Source organism: Blastomonas sp. AAP53 (genome assembly GCF_000331245.1).
Taxonomy (GTDB): domain Bacteria; phylum Pseudomonadota; class Alphaproteobacteria; order Sphingomonadales; family Sphingomonadaceae; genus Blastomonas.
The window spans coordinates 86,994-102,543 of the sequence record NZ_ANFZ01000007.1; the positions used below are offsets into that span (position 1 = coordinate 86,994).

The window sequence follows — 15,550 nt, forward strand, 5'->3', positions numbered from 1 at the left end:
CGACGGCTTTCTATGCCGCCGATACCGTATCACCAGGTTGACGCTTTATGGGTTTGAATACCGCCTTTTCCGCCACCCCGCTTTCGGGCGGTTGGCTGCGGAAAAGCGACGCGGCCAGTGCGCTTGACGCCCTGCGAACCTGTACAGCAGACACAATCCCTATCGTACACACACGTATGCGCAACGCCCCCATCTTCGGGGGCGGCAGCGCCTTAGCAAACAGAAGCGCAGCGACCCGGCCGGTTCCGCCCGGTGCGCGCGCACGGAGAATATTGAATGACAACGCGCATGTTGATCGATGCGCGCCACCAGGAAGAAACCCGGGTGGCGGTGCTCAAAGGAAATCGGATTGAGGAATTCGACTTTGAATCTGCAGAACACAAGCAGATCAAGGGCAATATCTATCTCGCCAAGGTTACCAGGGTAGAACCCTCGCTGCAGGCGGCTTTTGTCGATTACGGCGGCAACCGCCACGGCTTCCTCGCCTTTTCCGAAATCCATCCCGACTATTACCAGATCCCGCGCGAGGACAAGATCGCGCTGCTGGCTGAAGAAGCCCGTCACGCCAAGGAAGAGGCCGACGCGCTGGCCGCCGAGGAAGAGGCTGACGATGCGGCAGGACGCGGCGGCGATGAAGGCAGCTATGACGACGGCCTGTCCGACGATGGCCTGATCGAAGCCGATGACGAGCCGATCGCTGCCGAAACGCTGTCCAACGACGGCGACAGCGAAGCCGATTCCGACAGCGATGGTGACAGCGAAGAGTCCGACGAGGCACGCGAATCCAGCGGCGAGAGCAACGGCAATGGCCGCAACTCGGGCCGTCGCAAGCGTCGTGACGGCCGTGGCGGCAAGGCCAAGGCCAGCGACGAGGCGCGCACCAACCGCATGGCGCTGCGTCGTCGCTACAAGATCCAGGATGTCATCCAGCGCCGCCAGGTGATGCTGGTCCAGGTCGTCAAGGAAGAACGCGGCAACAAGGGTGCTGCGCTCACCACCTATCTGTCGCTCGCGGGCCGCTATTGCGTCCTCATGCCCAACAGCGCGCATGGCGGCGGCATCAGCCGCAAGATCAGCAACGCGTCCGATCGCAAGCGGCTGAAGACGATCATCGCCGAGATGAAGCTGCCCGCTACCATGGGCTGCATCGTGCGCACCGCAGGCCTTTCGCGCACCAAGCCCGAGATCAAGCGCGACTTCGACTATCTCGCACGGCTCTGGGACGAGATCCGCGAAAAGACGCTGAAGGCTTCTGCGCCCGAGATCATCCATTCGGACAGCGACCTCATCAAGCGCGCGATCCGCGATATCTACAACCGCGATATCGAGGAAGTGCTGGTCGAGGGCGAAGCGGGCTACCGCGCCGCCAAGGACTTCATGAAGCTGCTGATGCCCAGCCACGCACGCCGGGTGAAGAGCTATTCGGACCCCGTGCCGCTGTTCCAGCGCTATGGCACCGAAGACCAGCTGTCGGCGATGTACGAGCCGGTCGTTCAGTTGAAGTCGGGTGGCTATCTGGTCATCAACCCGACCGAAGCCCTGGTGTCGATCGACATCAACTCCGGGCGTTCCACCAAGGAACACGGGATCGAGCAGACCGCGCTCAGCACCAATCTTGAGGCCGCGCGCGAAATCGCCCGCCAGTTGCGCCTGCGCGACATGGCTGGCCTTGTCGTCATCGACTTCATCGACATGGAATATGGCAACAACGTCCGCAAGGTCGAAAAGGCCATGCGCGATGCGTTGAAGAGCGACCGTGCGCGCATTCAGGTGGGCCGCATTTCGGGCTTTGGCCTCATGGAAATGAGCCGCCAGCGTCTGCGCACCGGCGTGCTGGAAGCATCGACCCGCACCTGCCCGCACTGCGACGGCACCGGACTTGTCCGCACCGCATCGTCGGCAGGTCTGTCGGCGCTGCGTCTGCTGGAAGAGGAATCAGCGCGCGGCCATGGCAGCATCATCACGCTGCGCACCAGCCAGGAAGCATCGATCTACGTCCTCAACAACAAGCGCCGCGACATCGCCGAGATCGAGGAACGCTTTGGTGTCCGCATCGAAATTCTGCCCAATGGGGAGAATGAAGGTGCCAAGATGGAAGTGACCGCCAGCGGTCCGCGTCCGGAAAAGACCGTCACCTTCCAGCCGATCATCGACGATGACGAAGACGATATCGAAGAGGAAATCGACGAGGTCGAGGAAGAGGAAGAAGTCACCGAAAAGCGCGGCAACCGCGGCAATCGCGGTGAACGCCGCGATCGGGGAGATCGGGGTGAAGGTAGCGAGCGCGCCGAACGACCTGCCGAAGCGCGCAGTGGCGAGGAAGGCGAAGGCGGACGTGCCAAGCGTCGCCGCCGCCGCCGGGGCAAGCGTCCTCGCCGTGACGGTGAAGGTGTGCAGAGCGAGAACGAGGGCAACTTCGAGGCCGATGGCATCGCGCAGGACGAAAACGGCGCCGTGACCGACGAGGCGGAAGCCATCACCGAGGCAGGCGAAGCGCCCGCGTCGGCTGAACAGGCTGAGGATGGCGCGGACACCAAGCCCCGCCGCGCGCGTCGTGGCCGCAGAGGCGGACGCGGCCGCAAGACCGGCGAAGGCAGCGATGCAGAGGCGAGCGAGGCGGTTGGTGAAACCGGCGAAGCGAACGCCGATGCAGCCAGCACCGACGCGGTCAACGAAGCGGAGGCCCCTGCCCCCGTCGAAATGACCGAGGATGCAGCGCCCACAGCGGACGCCGAGCCCGAAGTCGTCGCCGAAAAGCCCAAGCCGAAGCGCAAATCGCGCGCCAAGAAGCCTGTTGCCGATGCTGAACCTGCAGCAGAAGCAGCGGCCGAAGCGCCGGGTGCAGACGCATCGGCAGACGCCGTGGCCGAAGCCCCCGCCGCAGAGGCTGATGCAGAAGCCCCCGATGCAGAAGCCAAGGCGAAGCCCAAGCCCAAGCGCGCACCGCGCAAGAAGGCCGCGCCCAAGGTGGATGCCGATGCCGCCGATCAGGTGGTGGCAACTGCCGCCAGGGCTCCCAAGGCTGTCAAAGCTGCAGACCCCGCTCCGGCGGTGGAAGCAGCCCCAGTGGCTGACGAAGGCCAGGCGGCTGACACCGATGCTTCGGAACCTGCCCCCAAGCCTGCCAAGGCTGCTGAAGCAGAGGACACCGGTCCTGCGCGTCGTGGCTGGTGGCAGCGCACCTTCGGCAACTAAGGGCCTCGGCCCGCTTGCTGTTCAACTCAAAAGGGGTGCCTCGCCGACATGGCGGGGCACCCCTTTTGCGTCAGGCACAGCAGGCCAGCGGGCGAGCGCGCACGCTGCAAGGCCAGCGCATCACCGATCGCAGGCAGACCCCAGTTGCAGCAGGTTTTTAACCCCCATCGTCTTATGCAATTGAGCCTGCGCACCAAAGTGTCTATCTAGGCACCGGACGCACTGATTGACGAGGAATTTCCATGGCTACCTTTACGCTTCCGGCGAACAGCAAGATCACTGGCAAGGGCCAGGCGTTCAGCAACAAAACCGGTGGCCGGACCAAGAAATTCAAGGTTTACCGCTACGATCCGGACAGCGGCGAAAACCCGCGCTACGACACGTTCGACATTGATCTGGACGATTGCGGCCCGATGGTGCTCGACGCGCTGATCAAGATGAAGTCCGAGCAGGATTCGACTCTGACCTTCCGCCGCTCGTGCCGCGAGGGCATCTGCGGATCTTGCTCGATGAACATCAACGGCCGCAACGGCCTAGCCTGCACCACCGCGATCGAGGATTGCAAGGGCGAGGTGCGCATCACGCCGCTGCCGCACATGGATGTGATCAAGGACCTGGTGCCCGATTTCAGCCATTTCTATGCGCAATACGCTTCGATCCGCCCGTGGCTGCAGACCGTGACGCCGGTGCCCTCGGGCAAGGAGCGGCTGCAGTCGCCCGCCGACCGCGCCAAGCTTGACGGACTGTACGAGTGCATCCTGTGCGCCTGCTGCTCGACGAGCTGCCCGAGCTACTGGTGGAACTCGGACAAGTTCCTGGGCCCTGCCATCCTGCTGCAGGCCTATCGCTGGCTGGCGGACAGCCGCGACGAGATGACTGGTGAGCGGCTGGACGAGCTGGAAGATCCTTTCCGCCTCTATCGCTGCCACACCATCATGAACTGCGCCAATGTGTGCCCCAAGGGGCTGAACCCCGCGCGGGCGATTGCCGAGATCAAGAAAATGCAGGTCGAACGGCACGTCTGATCAGGCCCCGCCCTGATCTGACCCGTTCGACAGCCTTTTGCCCGGTGGACGCGCAAGCACCCGTATTGCCCGATGATTTTGCCTTTGGCCCGGACCCTGAGCGTCCGGGCTGGATGCGCTGGGCGCTGCGCGAGGATAATCGCTACAACAGCACCCTGGGCCCGATGTGGGTGATGCAGCGCGACGATGGTACCGTCGTCGTTCGCACCGAGCCTGGTCATCTGCAGGGCAATCTAGCCAATAACGTGCATGGCGGCGCGATATTGACCCAGGTCGATATCGCCTTGTTCGTCTGCGCGCGGCTCAACGGTTCGCTGCGCCATGGGCCAGGCGTGACGCTGGAGCTGGGCAGCCATTTCGTTGGTGCCGGCAAGGTGGGCGTACCGATGGATGCAGAGGTGGAGATCATCCGCGAAACCGGGCGATTGCTGTTTCTGCGCGGGCTGGTCAAGCAGCAGGGCGAAACCGTGTGCGCGTTCACCGGCACGATCCGCAAGACACCCGCGCCCAAAAGCCAGCTGGCCGGATGACCGGCACCCTCGCCCGCTATGAAGCGCTGGTGAGCGCCGGAGAACTGCGCCCGGACGCCGATCAGCGTGCCGCCGCTGTCCGCCTGCAGGCGATGCAGGATGCGCTGGAGGCCGTGCCGCCCCGCGGAAGCCTGCTCTGGCGGCTGATGGCGATGCAGCCCCAGCCAAAGCCGGTACGCGGCCTCTACATGTTCGGCGGTGTCGGGCGCGGCAAATCGATGCTGATGGACCTGTTCTACGAATCGGTCGGCATCAGCCGCAAGGTCCGGGTCCATTTCCACGAGTTCATGCAGGATATTCACGCCCGGCTGCGGGTCGAGCGCGACAAGATGCAGGGCGACCCGATCCCGCCTGTCGCGCGCCAGTTCAGCGACAATTACCGGCTGATCGCGTTCGATGAGATGGTGGTGAACAACAGCGCCGATGCGATGATCATGTCGCGGCTGTTCACCGCGATCATCGAGGCCGGAGTCACTATCGTGACAACCTCGAACCGCCCGCCCGATGACCTGTACAAGGACGGCCTCAACCGCGAACATTTTCTGCCGTTCATCGAACTGATCAAGCAGCGGCTGGACGTCCAGTCCTTGAACGGCCCGACCGACTACCGGCTGGAACGCCTTTCCGGCACCGATACCTGGCATGTGCCCAATGGCCCCGCCGCCACCGCCGCCCTGCGCGAGGCGTTCTTCCGGCTGACCGATTATTCGCCAGATGATGCCGCGCATGTGCCATCGGCGGATGTCCCCGTGAGCGGGGGACGGTCTGTTCATGCCCCCAAGTCGCTCAAGGGCGTGGCGGTCTTCTCGTTCAAGAAGCTGTGCACCGAAGCACGCGGCGCACCCGATTATCTCGCCATCGCACGGCGCTATCACACCGTGTTCCTGGTTGGCATTCCGCAGCTTGGCCCGGAAAACCGCAACGAGGCCGCACGTTTCGTGACGCTAATCGACGCGCTGTACGAAATGAAGGTCAAGCTGATCGCGTCTGCCGACGCCGAACCGATGGACCTCTATTCGAGCGGCGATGGCAGGTTCGAATTCGACCGGACGATCTCGCGCCTGATGGAAATGCAGTCGGACAGCTATCTGGCACTGGGCCATGGCGCGCGCAACGCTGGCGAGGACCAGAGCTGATCAGCGCACTTGCCGTAATGGCAACTTCGCTGCCACACCGGCTTCGAAGCCCTGCAAGACCAACATAAGTGTGCGCCAGAAGCTGGAAGCCGTTTATCACGGTCGGGTTTTCCGATCGGACACCTCTTCATGTTAAAACGACTGGCCATCGCAACCGGATGGGCACGCGCAACGCGCCGCTCACCGGGATTGCGCATCGGGATCGCGCTTGCGGCCTGCGTTCTGGGCGTCGGCGGCAGACTTGCGCTTGATCCCTATGTCAGCGGCGTCCCGTTCATCACCCTGTTCGGCGGTATCGTCATCTGTGCGTTTTTCGCCGGGTTCTGGCCTGCGATGTTGACGACAACACTGGGGGCGATCGCGCTGGAGGTGTTGATCATGCCAGGCGTTGCCATCGTCCGGCCAGACGACATGAACTGGCTGCCCACCACCTTCTTTCTGCTCACCAGCCTGATGATCGTGCTGATCATCGAAAGCGTGTTCCGCGCGCATGACGACCGCATGGCCGTTGCCGATCAACTGGCGCAGCTCAATGCTGACCTTGATGATCTGGTCGCCGAACGCACCCGCCAGCTCGAGGCAGAGATCGCCGACAGGCAGGCAACCGAGGCGCGGCTGCACCAGGCTGAAAAGCTGGACGCCATTGGTCACCTGACCGGCGGCATAGCGCATGATTTCAACAACATGCTGGCGATCATCACCGGATCGCTGGATTTGGCCAAGCGCCGTTTGGGGGGGCAGCCCGATACGCGCGTGGTGACCCATATCGACAATGCGGCAACCGCCGCAGAGCGCGCGGCGTCGCTGACCCATCGCCTGCTGGCCTATGCCCGCAAGCAACCGCTGGCACCGCGCAGGCTGGACGTCAACGCGCTGGTGGGCGGTGTCAACGTGCTGCTCGAACGCACGCTGGGCGAGCAGATCCGAATCGACATCCAGCTTGATGAGAACGTCTGGCCCTGCCATGCGGATCAGACCCAGCTGGAAACCGCGATCATCAACCTGGCGATCAATGCACGCGACGCGATGCCCGATGGCGGGCGTCTGGTGATTGAAACAGGCAACGCGACGCTGGATGCGAGCTATTGCGATCAGCATGATGATCTGGCCGCGGGGGACTATGTGCAGATCGCGATCAGCGATACCGGCGTTGGCATGTCGCCCGAGGTGCAGGCCCGCGCGCTGGACCCGTTCTTCACGACCAAGGATGTCGGCAAGGGGACCGGGCTGGGGCTGAGCCAGGTCTACGGCTTTCTCAAGCAATCCGCCGGCCATCTCAACCTCTATTCGGAAGAGGGCAAGGGCACCACGGTCAAGCTCTACCTGCCCCGCTCCAGCGCAAGCGACATCGGCCAGGACGCCAAGCCGCAGGACAGCATCCGCTTCTTGCCACCGCAGAACCTGACGGTGCTGGTGGTCGAGGATGACGATGGCGTCCGCGCGATGGCACGCGCGAGCATGATAGAGCTGGGCTTCATCGTCCATGATGTCGACAGCCCGCAAAAGGCGCTGCACCTGATCCAGAAGGGTCTGGTGATCGACCTGCTGTTCACCGATGTGGTCATGCCGAAAATGAACGGGCGGCAGCTGACCGAGCAGCTGCGCAAGACCCGCCCAGACCTGAAGGTGCTCTACACCACCGGCTACACCCGCAACGCGATCTTGCACAACGGCGTGATCGACAGGAATGTCGTACTGCTGGTCAAGCCGTACAGCATCGATGATCTTGCCGACAAGGTGCACGTCGCGCTGAACATGACGGCCAGTTAACCGCGCATCACAGTTCGAACGTCACTCCCTGCGCCAACGGCAGCGCGGCGGAATAATTCACCGTGCTGGTCTGGCGGCGCATGTACGCCTTCCAGCTGTCCGATCCGGACTCGCGGCCGCCGCCGGTTTCCTTCTCGCCGCCGAATGCGCCGCCAATTTCCGCGCCCGATGTGCCGATGTTGATATTGGCATTGCCGCAATCGCTGCCCGATGCGGCAACAAACGCTTCGGCCTCGCGCAGATCGTTGGTGAAGATCGACGAGGACAGCCCATGGCTCGCCGCATTGTTGAGCGCGATCGCTTCCTCCAGCGTATCGTAGCGCAGGCAATAGAGGATCGGCGCAAAGGTTTCGCGCAGCATCGGTCCGGCCTGCATGCTCATCTCCACGACCGCGGGGCGAACATACACCCCCTGCCCCGGACCCTCGATCCGCTCGCCGCCATGCACCACGGCACCCAAGGCGCGAGCATCCGCCAGCGCCGCCTGCATTGCCGTGAACGCGGCCTCGTCAATCAACGGCCCGGCCAGCGTCACTGGTTCGCGCGGGTCGCCGATGGGCAGCCGCGCCGCTGCCGAGATGATGCGCGGCACGAAGGCATCGTAGATCGAGCCATGGACGAACAGCCGCCGCAGCGACGTGCAGCGCTGACCGGTCGTGCCCATGAAGCCGAAGGCGCAGCCGGTCAGCGCCAGATCCATGTCGGCGCTGGGCGCGACGACGGTTGCGTTGTTGCCGCCCAGCTCGAGCAGACTGCGCGCGAACCGCCTTGCGGCCGCCTGTCCCACGATCCGCCCCATCGCCGTGCTGCCGGTCGCCGAGATCAGCGCCATCGCCGGGTCCGCGACCAGAGCGGCACCGCTGGCAGCATCGCCCAGCGCCAGCTGCGCCAGACCGGCGGGTGCATCCGGTCCGAACTGGCTTGCCACCCGGTCGAACAGCGCCTGCACGGCCAGCGCCGTCAGCGGCGTCTTTTCCGACGGCTTCCACACCACGCTGTTGCCGCAGACCAGCGCCAGCGCGGCGTTCCACGCCCAGACCGCCACGGGGAAGTTGAACGCGGTGATGATCGCCACCGGGCCCAGCGGATGCCAGGTCTCGCTCATCCGGTGCCCGGGCCGCTCGCTGGCGATGGTCAGGCCGTGCAGCTGGCGCGAGAGCCCGACTGCGAAATCGCAGATGTCGATCATCTCCTGCACTTCGCCCAGCCCCTCGGACAGCGGCTTGCCGCAGTCGATCGTGACCAGCATGCCCAGCTCGGCCTTGTGCGCGCGCAACGCCTCTCCCAGCTGCCGGACCAGCTCTCCCCGACGGGGGGCGGGTACGGTACGCCATCCGAGGAACGCCTGCGCCGCACGCTGGGCCACTGTGGCAATATCGGCAGGACCCGATGGATCGAACCCGCCGAGCCGCTCACCATCGATGGGACTGGTCACCGCGAGTAACCCTTTGGGCAGGTCAAATCCCAAAGCGGTGCTGAGCTGCTTCACATGAATGCTGCTGGATTTCATTTTTTCCTCAATTCTAGGTCCATTGGCCAGGGCTGTGCGGCGCAAAAGCAGGTCTTGGGCACAGGATTGCGCCGGTTAATGTAAAGCAGTGTAAAAACAAGTATGGGGGACTCGCCAATCAGTGCAAAAACAGGCATTTGCCGTGGTTAACAAGGGTTAAAGCCAACCGGGGCGCACGTCGGGGGAACTTAATGCGCATCGCGATCGCAGATGATGATGGCACCAGCCTGAACTTTCTTGAAAACGTTGTCATTGGCATGGGGCATATCTGCGCCAAGTTCAACGATGGCGAACGGCTTTCGGCAGCGCTGCTGCGGGACACGTTCGACCTGGTGATGCTGGACTGGAACATGCCGGGCAAGACCGGGCTGCAGGTTGTCCAGTGGATGCAAACCACTCTGGAAGCTCCCCCCCCGGTGATCATGCTGACGGCACGGACGGCCAAGCGCGATATCACCGATGCGCTGAATGCAGGGGCTGACGATTATATCTGCAAGCCGGAAGAAGACGGCGTCATCGCTGCGCGGATAGCTGCCGTGCTGCGCCGGACCAGCGGTGGGGCCAGCACCGACAAGATCGCCGAATATGGTGGCTACCGGCTGGACCGGATGGCGCAGACCATCCGGCATCAGGGTGCCGAGGTCGTGCTGACGGCCAAGGAATTCGAGCTGGCCGATCTGTTGTTCCGCAACCGCGACCGCACGTTGTCGCGCGCCTACATCATGGAGACGATCTGGCGGACCAGCGCCGATCTGGCCACGCGCACGCTGGACATGCACATCTCGCGCGTCCGATCCAAACTGTCGCTGAAGCCGGAGAACGGCTATCGCATCTTCACAGTTTTCGGTTATGGCTATCGGCTTGAGACGATTGACCCGGCCAAGGACCAAGCTGCCACCGAATGACCCTGCGTACCGCGCCGAACTTATGGCCGATGCTGCTCGCCCTGCTGGGCGCCTTCATCCTCGCCATGCCACAGCCTGCGCGCGCGCAAGCCGCGCCGGGGGATGACGCCATCGTCTACACCGTGCGCAAGGGCGATACGCTGATCAGCCTGGCGCGGGCATATATGATCCGCGAGGCCGATTGGCCGCAGGTGCAAAGGCTCAACCGCATCGGCGATCCGCACCGCCTCAAGGTCGCAAGCCAGATCGCACTGCCGGTCCGCCTGTTGAAATCGCGGCCGGCCACGGCAACCGTCGCCGCCTTTCGCGGGGTGGCCCAGGTGGCTGCTGCAGGCCAGCCTTCGCGCCCGGTCACGATGGGCCAGGCGCTCGGCGAAGGCGCGCGCATCTCGACCGGCCCTGCCTCATCGGTGTCGCTCGCACTGACCGATGGATCGGTGATTACCCTCCCGTCGAATAGCGCGCTCAGGATCGCGCGGCTGCGCAAGCTGCTGATCACCGACAGCATCGATTACGATCTGGCGCTGGAAAGCGGATCGGTGCGCAGCCGGGTCACGCCGTTCCGCAACCGCGACGACCGCTTTCGCCTGCGCAACCCGATTGCGGTGTCGGCTGTGCGCGGCACCGATTTTCGCACCCATTACGACGCCGCGACCGCCACCGCGCGGGCAGAGCTGATCGAAGGCGGCATCGGCCTCACGACCGGAGAGGTGGCGAAGGAAACCCGGCTGGCTCCCGAGTTCGGCGCCGTGATCGGCAAGACCGGCGGTATCGCGGTCGAGCCGCTGCTGCCCGCGCCTGTGGTGACTGCAGGCAGCGGTGTGCAGCGTGCGCCCGCATTGACCTTCGCCGTTAACGCCGTTCCGGGCGCTGCGGCCTATCGGCTGCTGATCGCGCGGGACAGCGGATTTGTCGATATCGTGGACGCCATCGATGCAGCACGGCCCGACTTCACCCTGGCGGCGCTGCCCAATGGCAATTATTTCGCCCGGTTCACCGCGATTGCGACGTCAGGGCTGGAAGGCCTTCCCGGTACGGTCGCGTTCCGCCGCCGGCTTGCCACCGCCACACAAGGCGCGGTGGCAGCCGAAGAGGGCTATGTCTTCCGCTGGACCGGCAGTGGTGAGGGCGTGCGCCGCTATCGCTTCCAGCTGCGCAGCGCCGACAGCCCGGTCTTCATCGTCGATGAGGCCGGCCTTGCGGGATCATCGATCGTGCTGAGCGATCTTCCGCCCGGGCGTTATCTGTGGCGCGTGGGCACCACGACGCACAGCGCGGAAGAAACCGACACCGAATGGTCGCAGTTCGAGAGCTTCGCCCTCGATGAATAGCCGCAGCGGAGCGGCTGGCCTGCGGCGCCGTTTCCGTATCGAATGGATCTGGGTCGCGGCATTGGCCTCGGCGATCATTGCCGCTGTCGTGCTGGGGCATTGGACGCAGCCCGCAGACGACCTGCTCTATGATGCCGCGATGCGCATCGCTCCGGCCGAAGCAGACCCCGACATCCTGATCATCGCCATCGACGAGCCCAGCCTTGCCACGCTGGGTCGCTGGCCATGGCCACGCAGCCTGCACGCTGCGCTGCTGGAACGCCTGGCACTGGCGCGCCCGGAATCCGTGACAATCGACATGCTGCTGTCCGAGCCTACCCCCGACGATAGCGCGCTGGCTGCCGCCATGCTGCGGCTCGACCGGGTCTTCATACCGGCCCAGTTTGTTCAGCCCGGTCGCAATGGTCAGGCTTATGACCGGATCGACCCAGCACCGGCGCTGCTGCGCGCAGCCGGCAGCGTGCGGCACGCCAACACCGCGATCGACCGCGACGGCACCGTCCGTTCTGCAGCGCTATGCTTTGCGCAGGACAAGACCACGCCCCCCTACCCCCATCTGATGACGCAGGAACGCAGGCCAGCGCGCTGGCCGTCATGCCAGCAGCCAGCGCGCCTGCGCTTTGCCGCACAGGAGAGTTTTGCCACCGTCTCGTACAGCAGCGTGCTGCGCGGCGAGGTGCCAGATGCGCTGATCACCGGGCGGCGCGTGCTGATCGGCATGACCGCGCAAGGCTTGGGTGATCGCTATCCGGTGCCGGTATCCGATGGCGGTAACATGCCGGGCGTCGAGATCAACGCCAATATCGCCAATGCCTTGACCGGCAGACATTGGGTGCGGCAGCCTGAGACCAGCGCCGCACTGCTGCTCGCGCTGGCGCCCGCCTGGCTGCTGCTGCTTTCGTTCTGGCGGATCAGGCCACGCAGCGTCAATCTGCTGGTGGTGGCGATGGCAGTGACGGTGCTGGCAGGCAGCATCATCGCACTGGCCTTCAATCTGTGGATTGCTCCCGGTCCGGCGTTGCTGGGGCTGGCCCTGGTCTACCCGTTATGGGGCTGGCGCAGGCTGCAGGCGGCAAGCGACTATATGGCGGGCGAACTCGCCTCGCTGGAGCGCGAGGAGGCGCTGCCACTCGGTGGGGCCGGGCCTGCCGATAGCGACCATGTCACCCGGCAGGCAGGCCAGCTGGCCGACGCTATCGATCAGTTGCGCGATCTCAAGCGCTTTGTCGGCGACACGCTGGCCGGGTTGCCCGATCCTGCGCTGGTCAGCGACATGGCCGGACGCATCGTGCTGACCAACGCAGCCGCTGATGGTGCATTCGGCAAATCGCTGATCGGGCAGGACGCAGCAAGCTTGCTGGCGAGCATCACCGTGCCCTTAGGAACCGAGCCACTGCGCGCCTATCTTGCCAATCCGGGGGGCCGCCATATCGAATTCGAAGCCCACGACCGGCGCCACTTCGTGCTCCGCCGCGCTGCCATCGCCAGCGCCGATGGCAGCCTGCGCGGGCATATCGACTATCTGACCGACATCACCGAAATTGCCGAGGCGCGGGCCGAGCGTGAACGGATGCTGCAACTGCTGTCGCACGATATGCGCGCGCCGCAGGCCGCGATCCTTGCCTTGATAGGGCAGCAGGGCGGCGAGATCGACCGTGTCCGCATTGCCCGTCACGCCCGCCACACGCTGACGCTCGCCGACAATTTCGTCGATCTGGCGCGGATGCAGGAACGCCCGTTCGATCCCGAGCCGGTGATTGCTGCCGATCTGGCCAGCGAGGCCGCCGACAGCCTCTGGCCGATCGCGCAGCAGCGCGGCGTGCAGGTGCTGGTGGTCGACGATAGCGACTGCGCCTTTGTCGCCGCCGAGCGCGAAAGCCTGTTCCGCGCCTGCGTCAACCTGATCGACAATGCGGTCAAGTACAGCCCCGACCTGGGCCGGGTCACGGTGCATGTCGATCTCGCAGAGGGCGCGGTGCAGATCGCGGTGCGCGATGATGGCCAAGGCATCGCCGCCGATATTCTGCCACGGCTGTTCGAACGCTTCGCCAGCGCGCGCACCGGCACGACGGTCAAGGGCATCGGCCTTGGGTTGAATTATGTCGCCGCCGTGGCCGCGCGGCACGGCGGGTCGATCACGGCGCGCAACCGGCCCGAAGGCGGGGCAGAGTTTCTGCTGACATTGCCGCTGGACGAATAGTTCCAGGCACCCGCAAGGCAGCCGGCAGGAAGGGCCTATCGCACGCCTGCGCGCTCGACCTGCAGCATGCCGTTCCGCCCGGAAAGCCCGCCGAGTGCGGCGCTCACCAGATGTGGCAGGCTGTCATAGAGCCCTGCCTTGCAATGGAATTCCGCAGCGGAGCCTGAAAAGGCAACGTCGCCGCTGACCCGCCGGGTCAGGGTGATTGCCAGCCGGTGATCACGCTGTGCGCACCCCTTGTTGTTCGCGCGGGTGGCAGCAGGCGCAATCACGCCAGTGGCGCGGCCCGCGTCATCCCCGGCGCGGAGGACCGCGCTGGCCGGACGATCGGACAGGGTTACTGCCAGCAGATACTCGGCCGCTTCTGCATCACGCCAGCCCTGCTGCTGCAGGCCGGCAACGACCATGTCGCGCGCCTGCACATGCAGGGGAGACAAGTCATCCGGCTCGGGGGCCAGCGAGAAGCTGCCCCGCGCAGGCACGGGCGCAGTGGCATCGATCCGCGTCACGACCGGCGATGCGCATCCTGCCAGCAGGGCTGCGGAAGCGAGGAATGGCCAGGCGCGGATCATTTGACCGCCCAGTCCAGGTTGGCCACGGCAACCAGCAACGCCAAGCCTGAAGACAGTCCGCCGACAAATGCATTGCGCTCGATATTCACATATTCATCGACCGAATGGGCGCGACCACCACCGCCTCCCGAACCGATGGTAATCGCCGGGATGCCCAGGCTCATCGGGATGTTGGCATCGGTCGACGATGCCTGAAGCTGTGTGGCATAGCCATGCTCGCCCAGTACCCTCTGGCTGGTAACGACCAGCGGGTGGGTGTCCGCCGTGCCGCCTGCGGGCCGATCGCCGATCTTGGTTTTCTCCGCGCCGATCTGGCCCACATTGGTCGACCGAGCGAAATTCTCCGCTGCCACCGCCTCGTCGACGATGCTCAGGAAACGCTTTTCCAGGCGGTCGAGCGCCTTGGGATCGGGCGAGCGCATGTCGACCTGAAGCTCGATCCGGTCGGGGATCGAATTGACCGACGTTCCGCCCGAGACGACGCTGGCGGCAAAGCTGGTGCGCGGGCTGGACGGCACATCGGTCTCGTACAGCCGCTTGACCGCATCGGCCATCGCCGCCATCGGGTTTACGATGCCGAACGCGCCATAGCTGTGCCCACCCGGACCGGTGAAGGCGATGTTGTAGCGCTTGGACCCGACCGCCTGATTGACGATGCGCGAAGGGTCGGACCCATCGACCGAAATGAACGCGGCAATCCGGCTTTTATAGGCATTCTGGGTGAACAGGTGCCGCACCCCGCGCAGATCGCCCGGACCTTCCTCGCCCACCGTGGCGACGAACAGAATGTCGTGCTTGGTCGGCACCTTGGCGGCATTCAGCGCGCGGACCCAGGCCAGCAGGCCAGCCAGCCCAACGCTATCATCACCGATACCCGGCGCGTTCAGCGTATTGCCCTCGCGCCGCACCGTGACGTCGGTACCCTTGGGGAAGACGGTGTCGAGATGCGCGCTGATCACCACCAAAGGCCCGCCAGCGGGTGCCGTGCCGCGCCGGATGCCGGTGACATTGCCAACCGCGTCGGTCGCCACCTCGGTCAGACCCAGCGCCTTGAACTGCTGCGCCAGATACGCACCGCGCGCCTGCTCGGCAAACGGCGGCGCGGGGATTTCGGTGATGGTGATCAGTTCCTTGACGATCCGGTCATAATCGCCTGCCAGCGCAGTCTTGGCAGCCGCCGCATCCTGCGCAAGGGCGGGCGCGGCAAGGCTGGCACTAAGCGCGAGTGCCGCGAGGAATGTCCGAAAAGCCATGCGATCCCCTATGTGTAACGTTTCAATCTTGCTCCCCTCCCTTCTAGGGAGGGGTTGGGGGTGGGTAGGCGTACAGACGCGACGCTCAGCGCCGACGACCCCCCCCCCCCCCCCCCCCCCCCC

General features: G+C 64.8%; 11 protein-coding genes. 8 read left to right on the top strand and 3 right to left on the bottom strand.

The features are described 5' to 3' along the window. The first annotated feature begins 276 nt into the window (after nt 1-276). The 5 genes from D618_RS0106420 to D618_RS0106440 all read left to right on the top strand — a co-directional run bounded on the left by D618_RS0106420 (nt 277) and on the right by D618_RS0106440 (nt 7,656). Nucleotides 277-3,195 (top strand): ribonuclease E/G, encoded by a 2,919-nt coding sequence (locus D618_RS0106420; protein WP_026091370.1) that lies wholly within the window; start codon nt 277-279, stop codon nt 3,193-3,195. A gap of 242 nt (nt 3,196-3,437) precedes the next feature. Beyond that, the gene (locus D618_RS0106425; RefSeq protein ID WP_017670675.1) at nt 3,438-4,220 is read left to right on the top strand and encodes a succinate dehydrogenase iron-sulfur subunit; all 783 of its coding nucleotides are present in this window, start codon (nt 3,438-3,440) and stop codon (nt 4,218-4,220) included. Nucleotides 4,221-4,264: 44 nt separating this feature from the next. Then, complete coding sequence (locus D618_RS0106430; protein WP_026091371.1) at nt 4,265-4,750, top strand: PaaI family thioesterase; 486 nt, start codon at nt 4,265-4,267, stop codon at nt 4,748-4,750. Further along, nucleotides 4,747-5,886 carry a cell division protein ZapE gene (gene zapE, locus D618_RS0106435; protein ID WP_017670677.1) on the top strand — a complete coding sequence of 380 codons (1,140 nt, stop codon included), beginning with the start codon at nt 4,747-4,749 and terminating at the stop codon, nt 5,884-5,886. The genes D618_RS0106430 and zapE overlap by 4 nt, the downstream gene beginning before the upstream one ends. A gap of 129 nt (nt 5,887-6,015) precedes the next feature. Then, on the top strand, nt 6,016-7,656 hold the full coding sequence (locus D618_RS0106440; protein WP_081590437.1) for an ATP-binding protein: 1,641 nt from the start codon (nt 6,016-6,018) through the stop codon (nt 7,654-7,656). A 7-nt stretch (nt 7,657-7,663) separates the two neighbouring features. Here the strand turns inward: D618_RS0106440 and D618_RS0106445 are convergent, their stop codons facing one another. Then, nucleotides 7,664-9,166: an aldehyde dehydrogenase family protein gene (locus D618_RS0106445; RefSeq protein WP_017670679.1), complete on the bottom strand. Its 1,503-nt coding sequence runs from the start codon at nt 9,164-9,166 to the stop codon at nt 7,664-7,666. 191 nt (nt 9,167-9,357) lie between these two features. On the opposite strand from D618_RS0106445, the gene D618_RS0106450 reads away from it, so the two are divergent. The 3 genes from D618_RS0106450 to D618_RS0106460 are packed head-to-tail and all read left to right on the top strand — an operon-like array spanning nt 9,358 to nt 13,602. Continuing rightward, nucleotides 9,358-10,071, top strand: a complete 714-nt coding sequence (locus D618_RS0106450; protein ID WP_017670680.1) for a response regulator transcription factor — start codon at nt 9,358-9,360, stop codon at nt 10,069-10,071. Beyond that, on the top strand, nt 10,068-11,402 hold the full coding sequence (locus D618_RS17850; protein WP_017670681.1) for a FecR domain-containing protein: 1,335 nt from the start codon (nt 10,068-10,070) through the stop codon (nt 11,400-11,402). The genes D618_RS0106450 and D618_RS17850 overlap by 4 nt, the downstream gene beginning before the upstream one ends. After that, a complete protein-coding gene (locus D618_RS0106460) occupies nt 11,395-13,602 on the top strand; it encodes a CHASE2 domain-containing protein (protein ID WP_017670682.1) in 2,208 nt (735 codons plus the stop codon). The genes D618_RS17850 and D618_RS0106460 overlap by 8 nt, the downstream gene beginning before the upstream one ends. Before the next feature lie 35 nt (nt 13,603-13,637). Here the strand turns inward: D618_RS0106460 and D618_RS0106465 are convergent, their stop codons facing one another. Further along, entirely contained in the window at nt 13,638-14,174 is a 537-nt protein-coding gene (locus D618_RS0106465) for a hypothetical protein (protein ID WP_017670683.1), read from the bottom strand. Continuing rightward, nucleotides 14,171-15,427, bottom strand: a complete 1,257-nt coding sequence (locus D618_RS0106470) for a M20/M25/M40 family metallo-hydrolase (protein WP_017670684.1) — start codon at nt 15,425-15,427, stop codon at nt 14,171-14,173. The genes D618_RS0106465 and D618_RS0106470 overlap by 4 nt, the downstream gene beginning before the upstream one ends. Between the last annotated feature and the right edge of the window lie 123 nt (nt 15,428-15,550).